This is a genomic window from Streptomyces sp. S.PB5, from assembly GCF_030403745.1.
Lineage (GTDB): Bacteria > Actinomycetota > Actinomycetes > Streptomycetales > Streptomycetaceae > Streptomyces.
Map to the genome: position 1 here is coordinate 31,096 of NZ_JAQMWP010000026.1, position 13,632 is coordinate 44,727.

Annotated in this window: 12 protein-coding genes; 8 read left to right on the forward strand and 4 right to left on the reverse strand. The window is 70.3% G+C overall.

Annotated elements, in window-relative coordinates; genetic code table 11:
• Positions 1-25: 25 nt before the first annotated feature.
• From PH203_RS43100 to PH203_RS43110, 3 genes are read left to right on the forward strand one after another with little or no spacing between them, the layout of a single operon-like run.
• On the forward strand, positions 26-2,380 hold the full coding sequence (locus tag PH203_RS43100) for an FdhF/YdeP family oxidoreductase (protein ID WP_289927625.1): 2,355 nt from the start codon (positions 26-28) through the stop codon (positions 2,378-2,380).
• Positions 2,377-3,486: a Dyp-type peroxidase gene (locus PH203_RS43105; RefSeq protein ID WP_289927627.1), complete on the forward strand. Its 1,110-nt coding sequence runs from the start codon at positions 2,377-2,379 to the stop codon at positions 3,484-3,486. The genes PH203_RS43100 and PH203_RS43105 overlap by 4 nt, the downstream gene beginning before the upstream one ends.
• Complete coding sequence (locus PH203_RS43110) at positions 3,467-4,282, forward strand: family 1 encapsulin nanocompartment shell protein (RefSeq protein ID WP_289927628.1); 816 nt, start codon at positions 3,467-3,469, stop codon at positions 4,280-4,282. The genes PH203_RS43105 and PH203_RS43110 overlap by 20 nt, the downstream gene beginning before the upstream one ends.
• A 416-nt stretch (positions 4,283-4,698) precedes the next feature.
• On the opposite strand, the gene PH203_RS43115 is transcribed toward PH203_RS43110, so the two are convergent.
• Positions 4,699-4,920, reverse strand: coding sequence for a hypothetical protein (locus tag PH203_RS43115; RefSeq protein WP_289927629.1), 222 nt, complete (start codon positions 4,918-4,920; stop codon positions 4,699-4,701).
• 339 nt (positions 4,921-5,259) lie between these two features.
• A complete protein-coding gene (locus PH203_RS43120) occupies positions 5,260-5,535 on the reverse strand; it encodes a hypothetical protein (protein WP_289927630.1) in 276 nt (91 codons plus the stop codon).
• A gap of 413 nt (positions 5,536-5,948) precedes the next feature.
• Here PH203_RS43120 and PH203_RS43125 point away from each other — a divergent pair, with 413 nt between their 5' ends.
• From PH203_RS43125 to PH203_RS43145, 5 genes are all read left to right on the forward strand, one after another.
• A complete protein-coding gene (locus PH203_RS43125) occupies positions 5,949-6,350 on the forward strand; it encodes an SsgA family sporulation/cell division regulator (RefSeq protein WP_289927632.1) in 402 nt (133 codons plus the stop codon).
• A 201-nt stretch (positions 6,351-6,551) separates the two neighbouring features.
• On the forward strand, positions 6,552-7,073 hold the full coding sequence (locus tag PH203_RS43130) for a hypothetical protein (RefSeq protein WP_289927633.1): 522 nt from the start codon (positions 6,552-6,554) through the stop codon (positions 7,071-7,073).
• A gap of 385 nt (positions 7,074-7,458) precedes the next feature.
• A complete protein-coding gene (locus PH203_RS43135) occupies positions 7,459-7,941 on the forward strand; it encodes a hemerythrin domain-containing protein (protein ID WP_289927635.1) in 483 nt (160 codons plus the stop codon).
• Positions 7,942-8,278: 337 nt separating this feature from the next.
• Complete coding sequence (locus tag PH203_RS43140; protein ID WP_289927637.1) at positions 8,279-9,178, forward strand: SDR family NAD(P)-dependent oxidoreductase; 900 nt, start codon at positions 8,279-8,281, stop codon at positions 9,176-9,178.
• 80 nt (positions 9,179-9,258) lie between these two features.
• Positions 9,259-10,266, forward strand: a complete 1,008-nt coding sequence (locus tag PH203_RS43145; RefSeq protein ID WP_289927639.1) for an aldo/keto reductase — start codon at positions 9,259-9,261, stop codon at positions 10,264-10,266.
• Between the two features lie 195 nt (positions 10,267-10,461).
• On the opposite strand, the gene PH203_RS43150 is transcribed toward PH203_RS43145, so the two are convergent.
• Both PH203_RS43150 and PH203_RS43155 read right to left on the reverse strand, forming a co-directional pair.
• A complete protein-coding gene (locus PH203_RS43150; protein ID WP_289927642.1) occupies positions 10,462-11,046 on the reverse strand; it encodes a hypothetical protein in 585 nt (194 codons plus the stop codon).
• Positions 11,047-11,204: 158 nt separating this feature from the next.
• On the reverse strand, positions 11,205-13,589 hold the full coding sequence (locus tag PH203_RS43155) for a LuxR family transcriptional regulator (RefSeq protein WP_289927644.1): 2,385 nt from the start codon (positions 13,587-13,589) through the stop codon (positions 11,205-11,207).
• Positions 13,590-13,632: the final 43 nt, after the last annotated feature.

Consider the following 13,632-nt stretch of genomic DNA (forward strand, 5'->3'; position numbering starts at 1 on the left):
CCCCGCCCTCCCGCAGGAGAACGAGATGACCGCACCCGACGCGCACCACACCGCGTCCCCCGAGGACCGCGGCGTCGGCCGCTCCGCCACCGGCGGCGACGGCCCCGCCGACGACAGGAGACCCGCGCACCGGGCCTACCACCACCCGGCGGCCGGCTGGGGAGCAGCGAAGAGCGTGTCCCGGGTGCTCATCCGTGAACGCGCGCTGGTGGACGGCCCCCGGGCCATCTTCCGGATGAACCACGAGAACGGCGGCTTCGACTGCCCCGGATGCGCCTGGCCCGACGACACCAAGGGTCTGAAGCTGGACATCTGCGAGAACGGCATCAAACACGTCACCTGGGAGATGACCGGCAAACGCGTGGGGGCCGACTTCTTCGCCCAGCACACCGTGGCCGAACTGGAGACGTGGTCCGACTTCGCCCTGGAGGACCAAGGACGGCTGACCCGTCCCATGGTGTACGAGCCCGCCACCGATCGGTACGTCCCGATCGGCTGGCAGGACGCTTTCGACCTCGTCGGCCGCGAACTGCGCGCACTCGACAGCCCCGACGAGGCGGCCTTCTACACCTCCGGACGCCTCAGCAACGAAGCGACCTTCCTCTACCAGCTGATGGCCCGCGAGTTCGGCACCAACAACCTGCCCGACTGCTCCAACATGTGCCACGAGGCCTCCGGCAGGGCCCTGACGGCGGCCCTCGGCACCGGCAAGGGCACCGCCGACCTCAAGGACTGGGAGACCGCCGACGCCCTGTTCGTGATGGGCGTCAACGCCGCCTCCAACGCGCCGCGCATGCTCACCGCGCTCGCCGAGGCCTACCGGCGCGGCGCCCAGATCGTGCACGTCAATCCGCTGGTCGAGGCCGCAGCGACCAGCACCATCGTGCCGCACGAGCTCACCGACATGGCCCGCTTCAAGGCGACCCGGACCAGCACCCTCAACCTCCAGGTGCGCCCCGGCGGCGACATGGCCCTGATGCGCGGCATGGCGAAGGCGATCCTGGAGGAGAGCCGCACCGACCCCAAGGCCCTGGACCGGGAGTTCATCGACCGGCACACCCACGGGTTCGAGGAGTACCGGGCCCTGTGCGAGGCCACCTCCTGGGAAGAGCTGGAGGAACACTCCGGACTGTCGCGCGCCGACATCCTCAAGGCGGCCGGCGTCTACTCCCGTTCCGACCGCACCCTGATCAGCTGGTGCCTCGGCATCACCCAGCACGAGCACGGCGTGGACACCGTCCGCGAGATCGTCAACGTCCTGCTGCTGCGCGGCAACCTTGGCCGCGAGGGCGCCGGACCGTCCCCGGTGCGCGGCCACAGCAACGTCCAGGGCAACCGCACCTGCGGCATCGACCACCGGCCCAAGGAGCAGTTCCTCGACCGGCTCGCGGACGTGTGCCGCATCGATCCGCCGCGTGAGCACGGCATGGACACCGTCGACATCATCAAGGCCATGAACGAGGGCCGGGTGAAGGTGTTCGTCGGCATGGGCGGCAATTTCGTCCTGGCCGCCCCGGACACCGAATACACCGCCCAGGGGCTGCGGCGCTGCGCGCTCACCGTCCATGTCAGCACCAAGCTCAACCGCAGCCACCTCGTGCACGGCGAGAAGGCCCTGATCCTGCCCTGCCTGGGCCGCACCGAGAAGGACCACCAGCGGCACGGACCGCAGTCCGTCTCGGTCGAGGACTCCATGAGCATGGTGCACCTGTCGTCCGGCATGAAGAAGCCCGCCTCCCCGCACCTGCTGTCGGAGCCCGCCGTCATCGCGGGCATCGCCCGGGCCACCCTGCCCGACAGCGCCACCCCCTGGGAGTCCTACATCGAGGACTACGACCGCATCCGCGACACCATGTCCCAAGTCCTCGACGGATTCGAGGACTTCAACCGGCGGGTACGGCTGCCCCTCGGCTTCCGGATCAAGCAGCCCGCCCGTGAACTGGTCTTCCTCACGCCCTCCGGCCGCGCGGAGTTCTCCTCCGCCGCGCTGCCCGAGGCGCCGCCCCGCGACGACGTACTGATCCTGCAGACCATGCGCAGCCACGACCAGTGGAACACCACCATCTACTCGGACAACGACCGCTACCGCGGCATCAGCGACCTGCGCACCCTGATCCTGATGAACGGCGACGACATGCGCGCCCGCGGCATCGCCCCGGACAGCCTCGTCGACATCACCGCCACCGCCCGCGACGGCAGCGTGCGGCGGCTGACGCGCTATCAGGCCATCGCGTACGACATGCCCCGGGGCTCGGCCGCCGGATACATGCCGGAGATGAACGTCCTGGTCGCGGCGAGCGACTACAGCACCCAGAGCAACCAGCCCTTGATGAAGAACATCAAGGTGCGTGTCACCCCGCACGCAGAGGACCCGTCATGACCGAAGAATCCACCGGGCGACCGGGCTCACCAGCCGCTGCCGGGGCGGAACCGCAGGAGGTGCTGTCGCCGCTCACCAGCGCTGCCGTCTTCCTCGTGGTCACTGTCGACCAGGGGGGCGAGGCCACCATCCGCGACCTGCTGTCCGACGTCGCCGGACTGACCCGGTCGGTGGGCTTCCGGGCCCAGCCCGAGGGCAGGCTCAGCTGCGTCGCCGCCATCGGCTCCGACGCCTGGGGCCGGCTGTTCACCGGTCCGCGACCGGCCGGGCTGCACCCCTTCCGGGAACTCGCCGGAACGGTCCACCGCGCCCCGGCGACCCCCGGCGACCTGCTCTTCCACATCAGGGCGGCCCGGCAGGACCTGTGCTTCGCGCTGGCCGCGGAGATCATGGCCCGGCTGCGCGGCTCGGTCACCGTGCGGGACGAGGTGCACGGCTTCAAGTACTTCGACGAGCGCGACCTCCTCGGTTTCGTCGACGGCACGGAGAACCCCACCGGCGCGGCCGCCCGGGCCGCGGTCCTGGTCGCCGACGAGGACCCGGACTTCACCGGCGGCAGCTATGTCATCGTGCAGAAGTACCTGCACGACATGACGGCGTGGGAGGCCCTGTCCGTCGAGGAGCAGGAGCGGGTGATCGGACGGCGCAAACTCTCGGACATCGAACTGGCTGACGACGTCAAACCCGCCGACTCACATGTCGCGCTGACCACGGTCACCGACCCCGACGGCACCGAGCGCCAGATCCTGCGCGACAACATGCCCTTCGGCGCCGTCGGACGCGCCGAGTTCGGCACGTACTTCATCGGCTACGCCCGCACACCCGACGTGACGGAGACGATGCTGGAGCGGATGTTCCTGGGCACCGAGTCGGCCGCCCACGACCGGATCCTGGGCTTCTCCACCGCGGTGACGGGCTGTCTGTTCTTCGCGCCCACCGCGGACTTCCTGGAGGACCTCCCCGAGGCGCCCCGGACCCCCGGCATCGGGGCGGATGTGCCCCGCGCGGTCGTCCCGCCGTCCGAAACCCCTTCTCGACCCGCCGATACGTCCCTGGGAATCGGCAGCTTGAAACGGAGCCCCCTCGATGAACAACCTGCACCGTGAACTGGCGCCGCTCTCCGACGCAGCCTGGGCCGACCTCGAGGAGGAGGCCCGCCGCACCTTTCGCCGGCATGTGGCGGGCCGCCGGATCGTCGACGTCCCCGAACCGGGCGGCCTGGACCTGGCGGGTGTGGGCACCGGGCACCTGGAGGAGGTGACGGCCCCGGCGGACGGCGTCCAGGCCCGCAGGCGCCGCTTCCAGCCGCTGGTGGAGCTGCGGGTCCCCTTCACGGTCGACCGCGGCCAGGTGGACGCCGTCGCCCGCGGCGCCAAGGACGCCGACTGGCAACCGGTGAAGGACGCCGCGCGGCAGCTCGCCTTCGCGGAGGACCGCGCGGTCTTCGAAGGGTATGCGGCGGGCGGCATCAGCGGACTGCGCTCGGACGCCTCCCACGAGCCCCTCGCGCTCCCCGCCGACGTGCGCGCCTACCCCGACGCCGTCAGTCAGGCGGTGACGGCGTTGCGGCTGGCCGGCGTGGACGGCCCCTACACCCTGGCGCTCAGCGCGGACGCCTACACGGCGGTCAGCGAGACCTCCGACCACGGCTATCCCGTCCTGCGGCACCTCGCCGCACTCCTGGACGGCGACATCGTCTGGGCACCGGCCATCGACGGAGCCGTCCTTCTCTCCACCCGCGGCGGCGACTTCGAACTCCGACTGGGCCAGGACGTCTCGATCGGCTACCTCGCCCATGACGCGACGACCATCACTCTGTACTTCGAGGAGACCTTCACCTTCTTCGTCCACACCAGCGAGGCGGTGGTCCCCCTGACCCCGACGGGATCCTCCACCCCTTGACCCCCGATGGCCGTCGCGGCAACACCAAATCCCGCCGCGGCGGCCGTCGCCCCGGTCCTGCCGTGTCCTCGCAGCGGACGTGTCGTCGTCAGGGACGGTGCCGACGGAGGCGTAGGCGAAACCCTCGCCTGCGCGTGGCACCCGGGTCCGGGACCGGGTGGTGAAAGGTGGGGAGCCTGCCGCAGGTCAGCGCGAACCGCGGGAGCGAAAGCCCGAGTCCGGTGCGCAGGGCCTGCAGCACCCGCAGTTCGCGCTTCGGCTGCCGGTCGATGACTGCCGCCGTCTCGGCGGCCTCGCCGATCGACGCCTGAGCCGTGCGGGTCCGGTACCTGGCCGCACGGCTCTCTCGGGGTGCCGCTCACACGGCCGATGGTACGTACGGGAACGACGGCGAGGGCTTGGACGTGACCGCCTCCTTACCGAGGCCGAGCATCACCGGCGTGTTGGCGGCGGGGCCGCGCCACGACCGACCTGGCGTAGGCCTCCGGGTCCTCGGCCGTGCCGTAAGCCCGCACCACCCCGGCGATCGAGGCGGTCAGCGCCTTGCCGTGCAGCAGCGCGACGTCCTCGCTCGGAACGTTCTTGTTGAGACGGTCGCCCAGATCCTTGTCAAACTGGGTGAACAGCGGGTGGATCATCGGCAGGCCAGCACGGTTGATCGGGCGCCAGCCGCCGGCGTCCGTGGCCAGGAACGCTGGCGGCCCACACGTCGATCCTGCGGTCCTCGCCCGCGACCGGCAGCAACTCCTCGTCCGACACCCTCAGGACGATCGAATGGACGCTGTGCCCCGCGAAAGGTTGGTCGCCTCCACCGGGTCCCACGCGGACAGGTCGACCTTGGCGCCATCCTGGAACGCATGGCCCGCGGCGTGCAGGACATCCGGCTCACCGGCCTTGCCGACCCAGGCCCGGCTGCTTCCGGTTCCAGCGTCTCTGCGGTGCGGCCCTCGCCGATCACCGTCCCTTCTGCCACGTCGTCACGTGCTCCGGTCCGGCCAGCCGACGTACGACATAGGACTGGACGCCGTTCGCATCGGCCTCGCCGAAGGTGAACCGATAGTGATGTCCTTCACCGCGTCCTCATTGGAGTCGATCTTGAACTCGTACTTGCTCTCCGAGTGCAGACCGCGCGGGACATCCTCGCTGGCGAGGGAGTGGCTGTGATCCGTCACGAGGACCGTGCCTCGCTCACCGCGGAAGACGTATAGGGCGGTGGTGTCCAGGCGAGGGTCCTGGCGAGCGATGGGAGTCAAGGTGGTAGGACATGATGCTCTTGCTTTCGTTCCTGAGCCGAATTGCCGCGGCGCCACGAGTCGAGCTGGCGTCCCGGGGCGCGAGAGCCGCCCGGTTCGCGCTCGTACTGCTGCGTTGAGGTTCTCAGTCTGCTGAAACGATGGGAGACGGTCTGTCGAGATGTCACCAAGGTTGCTTGAGCCCCCGGCGCTGTGCCCCGTGGGGTTAACCCCACGGGGCACAGCGCCCCGCGTTGCCCTGCCGTATCTAGGAAGCACGCTTCACAGCCGCGCGTGCACGTACTTTCGCAGCTGGTACGACGGCGCCGCAGACGCAGTCAATTGACGTATGGGAAGGCCGTGGCCCGGCGGCCATGATGAGGAGGCGTGCCGGATGTGCCGAGCACTGTCGGCCTGCCCCTCGGAGGTACCAGATGAAGAAGTGCCACCTCGCCCTCACCATCACGCAATGGGTCGCCCACCGGCTGACCATGCCGATGGCCTGTGAATTCATCTTCAGCGCCAAAGACCCCTATGCCGTCGGTCTCATTTTTGACGCGGAAGGCGAGGGGCCCGTGCGCTGGGTCTTCTCGCGCGAATTGTTGGCCGAGGGACTGACCGGTATGACGGGCGACGGTGATGTGGTGCTGTGGCCGGAGTATGCCGCGGGCGGCCAGGCGAGCCTCTGGATCGAGGTGGGCTCCATCCACACGGCGCTCTTCGAGATCCCCGCGAAACCCGTCGCGCAGTGGCTTGCCACCACGTATGCCATGGTTCCCCGAGGGCAGGAGATGGCGGATGCGGAGTGGGACGAACTGACTCAGCTCATCACTTAGGGACAGCGGGCATACCCGTGCATGTCGGCCGAGGTGAGTTCGAGAGCTGTGAGTAGGGTCAGGTGGTGACTCCACGCAGCGCCAGGTACGAACACACGGCGTAGTATCTGCTACAGCGTCTGAGTCACGCCCCCTCAGTTACCGCTGCCGCACGTAGCCACGTACCTAACACCCGAGAGCCGAGCCAAGGAGGTCAAAGGTATGCCTGATGCCAAGACCACTACCGAGCTGGTGTCGCACTACAGCTCCCAACTGTCCAAAGATCTCGAACGCAATATCCAGGAGCAGGATCAAATCCGCGGCGAGATCGAAGAGCTGCAGAACCGACTGATGGCTTTGGAGCACGAACAAACCGTCCTTGCCACGATGCAGCAGGCTCTGGAGAGCGGTATCCCGCTGCAACAGGGATCTTCCTCGGCCTCCGCGGCACAGGCGGGTAGTGGGGCGCGGCGCAGGCAGCAGCACAGGCCCACTTTGGTGGCGTTGATCCGTGGCTATCTGGCCGATCGGGCAGAGCCGTGTTCGGCCGCCGAGGTCGTCGCCGCCCTGAGCGAGGCGCACCCGGACCGGGTCATCAAGACGACCGTCGTCCGTACCACTCTGGAGGGCCTCGTCGCCCGCGGCAGCGCACAACGGCTCAAGCAGGGGCACTCCGTGTTCTACGCAAGCTTGGAGACCGACGACGGTGCGGCGGATGACGACCAAGAGGAGAGCGCCGACTGAGCGCTTCCGGCCCGCCGGAGGCGGGAGGTCTGTCAGCTCGGCTCAGGCGGAAGACCGAGGGGGCGGGAGACGGAGAGCTGCCTTGTCTCCCGCAACCCGTCGGTCGGCAACCCCTTGAGCCCTTTCGGCCTATGCATAGACGCCCCCACACGACAGTGCCAACCCAAGTGGAACCTGCGGCTCGCTCCGGGATGATCCGCAGCTCCCCTCACACCGCTGAGCCTAGGTGCCGGCGGCGCACTTGTGGAGGGGTGTGTCAGGTACACCCAAGAGGCGCCGAATGCGGGATCAGCTCAGCTCCGCTGCTCGGGTGCTATCCCAGACGGTGACCCAGGAGGCCGGTCGTCCCTGACTCGACCGCCATACTGACCAGCCCCGCTTGGTCATGGACCCGTACCTCGTCGCCGTGGTAGCCGATCACGCTCACCTCATCGAGGAGTTTCTGCATCTGCACCACCACGGCGAGGTCGAACTGCTGTGGCCCAAACTGCTGGAGGGGGCAGGGGACCGGCTTGGGGAAGTGGTCGAACTCCTGGGGCGCCAGCACGTGGAGATAGCCGTTCTGCTGGAGGAATCAGCCCAGCGACTGGCGGTCTGGAGGGGATGTCCCACCCAGGAGACCGGCGATCAGCTCGCCGACACCCTCGAACACCTGGGCACCGCACTGACCGTGCATCTCGGCATCGAAGAGAAGGATGTTCTGCCGATCGTCCCCGAATACGTGACGGCGGGGGAGTGGCGCGAACTGGGCGGCCACGCGATCAACGAGCTGCCCAAGGACAGGATCCCGATCGTCTTCGGCATGGGCATGCTCGCCTCCCTTTCCGACGCCGAGACGGTCAAGCTCATGCTGTCACCGCGCCATTGATCCCCCGGCTGCTCATGCCCGTCCTTGGCCGAAAGGGCCTGTGTCCGGCACCCCCGTAAGGTCTACGGACCGGCCACCTGATTCGACCGCAACCGCACTAACGCTTCGAACGGCGTGCCGCTCGAACGGCCCGCGCCGTACGTGCGGCGTCGCCCGGACTCGTATCGCTTACATGTGTGATGTCACCTTGCGGCTCGTGACGGCAACATCAAGTGTCAGCCGGGGCCGACGGCGGCGAGGACCGCCGATGACAACGCCGTCGGCGCTGGCGGTCAGGCGCGCCACCTGTGTGGCCGACAGGATCGGTTATTTGTCCAGAAACGCAAGGAGTCAGTTGATGAGCACCGAGATCCCGAATACTGTGCTGGTGACGGGTGCGGGTACGGGGATGGGGGCTCTCGCCTCTATTTCGTTGGCCGAGGCGGGGCACCGCGTTTTCGCTTCGATGCGTGATCTGCAGGGCCGTAATGCGGAGAAGGCCCAGCATTTGCTGGACAGGGCCAAGGGGGCCGACGGTGAGCTGTCGGTTGTGGAACTGGATGTGTTGTCCGAGGATTCGGCGGTCGCCGCTGTCGAAGAGGTCGTCGGCCGGGCCGGTGGTCTGGATGTCGTCGTGCACAACGCCGCTCACCTCCTGGTCGGCGTCACCGAGGCCTTCAGCCCCGAGGAGGTCATCCGTGCCTTCGATGTCAACGCGGTGGGCGCTTTGCGTGTCAACCGCGCAGTTTTGCCGGTGATGCGCAGCCAGGAGTCAGGCCTGCTGCTGTGGGTCGGTTCGGGCACCACCCGCGCCATCCCGCCGTTCCTCGCTCCCTACACAGCGGCCAAGGCCGCCTTCGACGCCTTCGCCGACTCCACTGCCTGGGAGGTGGCCGCCTATGGCATCGAGACCACCGTCCTGATGCCCGGCGTCTTCACCCACGGCACCGCGCACTTCGCGAACGCCGCCTTCCCCGCCGACACCGAGCGCACCGCCGCCTACGACAAGATCGCCCCGTTCCTTGCCACCATGGGCGAGGACACCGAACGCCTCATGGTCGACGGAGTCAGCGCCGACCCGCAGATCGTCGCCGACGAGATCGTCCGCATCGTCGGCCTGCCGGCCGGGCAGCGCCCCCGCCGCGCCGTCGCCGACGGCTCCGACTACGGCGCCGAGATCGTCAACGGTGCCGCGGAGGAGCTGCGCCTGCGCCTGGCCCGGCGCATGGGCGTCACCGCCCTGCTCGGCCGGCTGTGACCGCGGCCGCCCCCGCACCCCGCAAGCTGCCCGCCCCTTCCCCGCACCACCCCGCACACGCACCGCAGAGGAGCACTGCCATGTCCGTCAGCCGCCGCAAACTGGGTAGTTCCGGCCCCGAGGTGTCCACCATCGGACTGGGCGCCATGGGAATGTCCGACCTGTACGGTCCCGCCGACGACGCCGAGAGCATCGCCACCCTGCACGCTGCGATCGACGCCGGCCTCGACCTCATCGACACCGGCGACTTCTACGGCTCCGGCGCCAACGAGATGCTCATCGCCCGCGCCCTGCGCGAACGCCGCCGCGAGGACGTGGTCCTGAGCGTCAAGTTCGGCTCGCGCCGCACCCCCGACGGCGCTTTCCAGCCGGTGCCCTACGACGTCTCCCCGGAAGCTGTGAAGGACCGGCTTGCCTACTCACTGCGCCGCCTGGGCACCGACCACATCGACATCTACCGGCCCGCACGCCTCAACCCGCACGTCCCGGTGGAGGAGACCGTCGGCGCGCTGGAGGAGATGCGGCAGGCCGGCTACATCCGCCACATCGGACTGTCCGAACTCGGCGCCGACACCATCCGGCGGGCCGCCGCGGTGGCCCCGATCAGCGACCTGCAGATCGAGTACTCGCTGCTCTCCCGCGGCCCGGAGAAGGCGATCATCCCCGTCCTGCGTGAGCTGGGCATCGGCCTGACGGCGTACGGGGTCCTCTCCCGCGGACTGCTCAGCGGTCACTGGTCGCCCGCCCGCGAACTGGGCGGCAGCGACTTCCGCGCCCACTCACCGCGCTTCCAGGGGGAGAACCTCCAGGCCAACCTGCGCCTGGTCGAGGCGCTCGGCCGCGTCGCGCAGCGGCTGGGCGCGACCACCAGCCAGGTGGCCATCGCCTGGGTGGCCGCCCAGGGCCAGGACATCGTCCCCCTGGTCGGCGCCCGCCGCCGCGAGCGCCTGACAGAGTCCCTGGGCGCCGACGACCTCCGGCTCGACGAGAAGACCCTGGCCGAGATCGAGGCGGCCGTCCCCGCCGGAGCCGCGGCCGGCGAACGCTACGCCGCCCCGATGATGGCCACCCTCGACAGCGAACGCTGACGGCTCACCCACGCGCCACGGTGTCGCCTCCCCTCGCGACGCCATGCCACCGGCTCCCGGCGAGATCGGCCGCCGGGAGCCAAGCCGCCCGCCCGCGATGCGTCATGCGACAGGACCTGATCGCAGCGGCAGCGGGCAAGGTGATGGGGGAGGCGCAGGCGCACCTTCTGCGCGGGTATCCCTGAGCTCGTGCGGTTAGGGCGTGAAGTGCGTCCAGCGTTCGACTGTTCGGAATCCCAACGACTGGTACACCCGCAGTCCGGACTGCGAGGGGTGCGGAGGACCGTCTTCGTTCCGTCGGTCGCCGTCCGCGCCAGAGCCAGCGAGGTCAGCGCCGTGCCGCCGGTGGGCGGGGTGGGTCGACACGTTGCAGTCGTCGGCGAAGGGGCCTGGCCGAAGGACCAGCGCCGTCCCCACGGCGACGCCGCCCACCCGAGTCAGGTAGCCGACGGCCTGGGGGAGGTCCAGCCCGGCGGGCAGCGGGACGGCCGTGCCTGCCGCCGACTCGCGCACCATGAACGCGTGAGACGACCTGGTGCCCCGTCCCAGTTCCTCGGCGAGCGCGACGACTTCGGCATCCGGTTCGGCCCGGACCTGGATGCTCCACGGCACGTCGAACTCCGACGCGGCGCGGCGAGCGGCCCGGGCGGCATCCACGTCCGTGGAGACATCGGCCACCCCTTTGACACCGGCGATCGGGGCCCCGACGGCGAACAGGGCCGCGGACGGCCCCACCGCCTCGTGACGGCCGCCCGGCACATGTGCGGCAACGAGGGTCATGACGTCGAGCTATGCCCGGGCCGCCGACACGCTCACATCTACGGGATACATGGCGGCACCCCCCGAACCGCAGATGCGGCAGTCACCCTGTCTCCCTCATGTCGCGGCCGCTAGGGGCGAGTATCTGGTCCATACCTGCGCACACTCGACTGTCTCGGTCACCCTGTGACTTCGGAGGCGCGGAGCAGCCGGCCCAGCGCGGCGCGCGAGGCGACCCCGAGCCGCGGAAAGATCCGGTGCAGATGACCGCTGACCGTGCGGTGCGAGAGATACAGCCGCTCACCGATCTCCCGGTTCGTCAGCCCCTCCGCCACCATGAGTGCGATCTGCAGCTCCTGCGGATTGAGTAACTCCCGTACGTTCGGGGTATGTTCTGCGCTTGCCTCGCCCGAGGCGCGCAGTTCACCGCGGGCCCGGTCGGCGAGGCTGCGAGCGCCGAGCGCGTCGAAGGCGTCCCGGGCCGCCCGGAGCGGAGTGCGCGCTTGTGCGTCGCGGCGCCGACGGCGCAACCACTCCCCGTGGGCGAGTTGGGTACGGGCCCTGGCGAACGGCAGACGGGTCAGGTCCGCGGCCAGCGCGTCCGCGAAGAGAGGCTCGGCGTCCGCGTCGTCGGCCAGGACGGCCCGCGCGAACCGCACTCCGATGTGCAGCGCCCTCGACGGTGTCACGGCGGCGTCTCGCGCCATCCGGTCCATGACTGAGAGGGCCTCGTCGCCGCGGTGGGCGAGCAGCGCGGCATCGGCCAGGTCGATCAGCCAGTATGGGGACAGCACGGGATGGAAGGCAGCGGACGCCGGGCCGTGCAGCCGCAGCAGGTGCCCGAGGGCCGCTGCGGTGTCGTGCCGGGCCGCGGCAAGGTGTGCGAGCGCCGCGGTGGCCGCGGCCAGCGCGGGGCGGGCGCCCAGCGCGGCGGCGAGGTCGGCGGTTTCCTCGGCCCGCGCCTGTGCCTCCGCGGCCGAGCCGCCGACAGCGGCAGCCGTTGCTTCCTCCTCCGGTTCGCCGATCGCGGTCCGTGTCCTCTCGGCCCGTCCGCCGAGAGCGGCTGCGAGCGCCTGTGCCGCGCGGGCCGAGGCGTACAGCAGGGGCTGTCCTGTCTCCTGGGAAAGCCGGACGGCCTCCGCTGCGGTCATGGCCGCGGTGGGCAGGTCACATCGCAGGGCGGCGCTCATGGCCTGGAGGGTGAGCGCCCTGGCCAGCGGCCCGGGGTTGCCCTTCAGGCGCAGCGTGGGCACCGCGGTCGCCGAGAAGCTGGCGGCCAGTTCGGGGGCACCGCTCATCAGGGCCGCCGAGGCCAGCAGCAGATCGCAGTCCCTGTCGCCGCCCGGATGGTCGGCCCAGTGCCGCAGCCTGTCGGCGACCAGGGCGCCATGGTTGACCGGCGAGGTCGCGGCGAGCACCGCGAGGAGTCGCGGTTCGTGTACGCCGGACAGCGCCGTGCAGAGCGCTGCGATGCGCTGACCGGCGTCCGGTGAGCCTTCGATCCAGAAGACACGTACCGCTGCCGAGGACAGCACCCGCAGAGCGAGGTCGTTCTCACCGGCGTCCGCCATCCGGCGTGCGAGGGCGACCAGCGCGGCGGCGTCGTCATCCCCGGACGCCCCGGCGGGGACCGTCCCCGCCCCTGCCTGGGGGTGGGGGAGACGGGCGCCCGCCGGGTTAGATGATCGGCTCTTTGGTTCGCGCGGGAATCCGGTCGCCGGTTCGGGCCCGGCGGAGTACGGCCAAGTGCTGTGCAGGCCGCGGCGCAGGATGGCGCGCTGTGCCTCGCGGGCCAGCCTGTCCAGCGCGCGCGGGTTGCCTTCGGCCTCGGTGAGGACATGTTCGCGCAGTCCGGACGGCAGACCCGGGGCTCGCAGGTCCACCAGGCGCGTGGCGTCCGGGCCGTCGAGCCGGTCCAGGGTGAGGACGGGCAGACCGAGGGCTTCCCCCCGGTGCCGGCTGCTCTCGGCCATCGCGCCGAGCAGCACCACGGGTTCGGAGGCGAGACGCCTGGCCACGAACCCCAGTGCGGTGAAGCCGGCGTGGTCCAGTCGGTCCAGGTCGTCCACGACCATCACCAGCGGACGTCGCGCGGCCGCCTCCGCCAGCAGGTTCAGCGCCGCGAGCGCCAGGGGGAACGGATCGAGACCGGCGGCTTCGGAGGGGTCCGCGGCGCGGGCGAGGAGCGTCTGCTGCGCCGGGGGCAGCCGGTGCCTGAACGTGCGTACGGGCCGCAACAGCTGGTGCAGCCACGCATAGGCGGTGCCGTCGTCGTCGCCCGGGACGGCCAGCACGCGGACCTCGGTGTCGAGCAGGCCACAGAGGTGTTCCAGCAGGGCGCTCTTGCCGGTCCCGGGCGTGCCGCTCACCACCAGCGCACCGCCCCGGCCGGCGCGGAGCCGGTCGAGAAGCGCGGTGGCGTCAGCGACCTGCCGGTCGCGGCCGACGAGCTCCGGCGCGGCCTTCCGGCCGCCGCCGGTGCCCGAGGGCGCGCGTCGTACGGGCTGGCGGGCGGCTGTGCCGTGGCCGGAACCACGCAGGAGATCGGAGCCGTTGCCGGACATGGGGCCACGCTAGGGCGGCACCGCCGACGGCGGCATGCGTCAT

Bases quoted from the DNA above. Each gene is read 5' to 3' on its own strand.
- PH203_RS43100 (WP_289927625.1), top strand. From the start codon at position 26: ATGACCGCACCCGACGCGCACCACACCGCGTCCCCCGAGGACCGCGGC.
- PH203_RS43105 (WP_289927627.1), top strand. From the start codon at position 2,377: ATGACCGAAGAATCCACCGGGCGACCGGGCTCACCAGCCGCTGCCGGG.
- PH203_RS43110 (WP_289927628.1), top strand. From the start codon at position 3,467: ATGAACAACCTGCACCGTGAACTGGCGCCGCTCTCCGACGCAGCCTGG.
- PH203_RS43115 (WP_289927629.1), bottom strand. From the start codon at position 4,920: ATGATCCACCCGCTGTTCACCCAGTTTGACAAGGATCTGGGCGACCGT.
- PH203_RS43125 (WP_289927632.1), top strand. From the start codon at position 5,949: ATGAAGAAGTGCCACCTCGCCCTCACCATCACGCAATGGGTCGCCCAC.
- PH203_RS43130 (WP_289927633.1), top strand. From the start codon at position 6,552: ATGCCTGATGCCAAGACCACTACCGAGCTGGTGTCGCACTACAGCTCC.
- PH203_RS43135 (WP_289927635.1), top strand. From the start codon at position 7,459: ATGGACCCGTACCTCGTCGCCGTGGTAGCCGATCACGCTCACCTCATC.
- PH203_RS43140 (WP_289927637.1), top strand. From the start codon at position 8,279: ATGAGCACCGAGATCCCGAATACTGTGCTGGTGACGGGTGCGGGTACG.
- PH203_RS43145 (WP_289927639.1), top strand. From the start codon at position 9,259: ATGTCCGTCAGCCGCCGCAAACTGGGTAGTTCCGGCCCCGAGGTGTCC.
- PH203_RS43150 (WP_289927642.1), bottom strand. From the start codon at position 11,046: ATGACCCTCGTTGCCGCACATGTGCCGGGCGGCCGTCACGAGGCGGTG.
- PH203_RS43155 (WP_289927644.1), bottom strand. From the start codon at position 13,589: ATGTCCGGCAACGGCTCCGATCTCCTGCGTGGTTCCGGCCACGGCACA.